This is a genomic window from Fusibacter sp. (genome assembly GCF_057447755.1).
Map to the genome: position 1 here is coordinate 1 of NZ_JBVBZF010000530.1, position 1,528 is coordinate 1,528.

Genomic DNA, 1,528 nt, shown 5'->3' on the forward strand with positions numbered 1-1,528 from the left:
AAATCGACCATAACCTCTAACAGAAATCAAATCATCCACTGCAACTTCATAAGAGGCAGAAACAACAGGTCTATAATTTACTTTGACCTTCTCCGTAACCACCAGCTTTTGTGCTTCACTTCGGGATATATTGTGAAAGGCCGCAATAACGGCATCCAGTCTAAGCGATTTAACCGTGTCGTTTTTAACCTTGACAGGCCTTTCGACCATCTGTATTTCCTGGGCTTCTTTTATCCTTCCCTTCACAGTGGCTCTGCCAACCTTTTCAAGACTCATGAGAATATAATCTGCAAGGTCTGCCTCGATGAAGACGATGAAGTGGTCTTCAAAGATTAAGATATCCCCAGTACGGTCTCTGTTGATGCCAAGGCCCATTAAAGCGCCTAGAACATCCTTGTGTTCTACTGAGTAGTATTTAGACGGAAAAGTAAATTCAAGCGCCAGGAGACTCATTTGCGTCTTCTCAGGCATCATGAAGTCAGGTGTGATCATAAACTTTACACGTTCAGCATCTTCATAACCACCCCATTTCAAATAATGCAGATCCTGCATACTCTTTAAAATGGTTTCTAGACCATAGGCGATATCCGGCGCGCAAAATAAGGTCTCCTGACCTTCATAATATTTGGATGCCGCTTCAATTTTTTCGAGTCCTTTTAAAAAGACACCATCCTTATCAAGGAGGTGTCCGAAATGTTTAAGCCATTTTTCCCTATTCATAAGTCTACAATCCAACGACCAAATAAGAAATAAATTGAATGAGTAAAAGTGCCACTAATGGACTGAAATCAATCATGTTGCCCCCGATATTCAATCTGATGAGCAGTTGTCTCACAGGGTTCAATATTGGCTCTGTCAAATTGATTAAAACTCTCATAAAGGGATTGTTTGCATCCCTAATAAACCAAGAGAGCATTGCTCTTGCAAAAATCATATACATAATTACTTGTAAAAAGTAGAAAATTGTCACTCTTAATTGAATCATAATCACTGTCTCCTTATTCTTTAAGCCATGAGCTTATAGTGCTCTCCGTCTTATTGATGGTAGTGTCACCTGTGATGTCTACATTTTGTGGTGCTAAAACAAATATCCCTTTAGAGACTTGTTGAATATGTCCATCTAGGGCATATAATGCACCTGAGCAAAAATCAAATATTTTTCTTGCCAAATCCTTATCGAGTTCAGAGATATTCATAACCACTGGGCGTCTGCTTTTTAATGTATCAACGATTCCTGTTGATTCCTCAAAGCTCTTTGGATGAAATAAGACAACATTCATTTGAGCATTTGAATGGATGTTGAGAATTTTGTTGCTTGTTTTAATCGTGTTCATTGATTTTTGAGTGGTTTCAGCTATGGCGTTTAAAGTGTCTTCACCTTCTAAATCGTCACGCTTCATTTCACTGTAAAAATCCTCTGTTAAATAATCATCTTCTTCTTGAGAATCAACGCCCCAAAAGAATTTAATCTTATCAATAAATTTATCGCCCATCTGTTCCTCCAAAATGAATTTTATTTTGTTTGATA

Annotated in this window: 3 protein-coding genes; all 3 read right to left on the minus strand. The window is 38.0% G+C overall.

Annotated elements, in window-relative coordinates:
• Positions 1 to 720 (minus strand): YlmH family RNA-binding protein (locus AC220I_RS22425; protein ID WP_486726093.1); only part of this gene is annotated, 720 nt, incomplete at its 3' end.
• A gap of 4 nt (positions 721 to 724) precedes the next feature.
• Positions 725 to 985: a YggT family protein gene (locus tag AC220I_RS22430; RefSeq protein WP_486726094.1), complete on the minus strand. Its 261-nt coding sequence runs from the start codon at positions 983 to 985 to the stop codon at positions 725 to 727.
• 13 nt (positions 986 to 998) lie between these two features.
• The coding region (locus AC220I_RS22435; protein ID WP_486726095.1) for a cell division protein SepF at positions 999 to 1,528 on the minus strand (530 nt) is incomplete at its 5' end.

Bases quoted from the DNA above. Each gene is read 5' to 3' on its own strand.
- AC220I_RS22430 (WP_486726094.1), bottom strand. From the start codon at position 985: ATGATTCAATTAAGAGTGACAATTTTCTACTTTTTACAAGTAATTATG.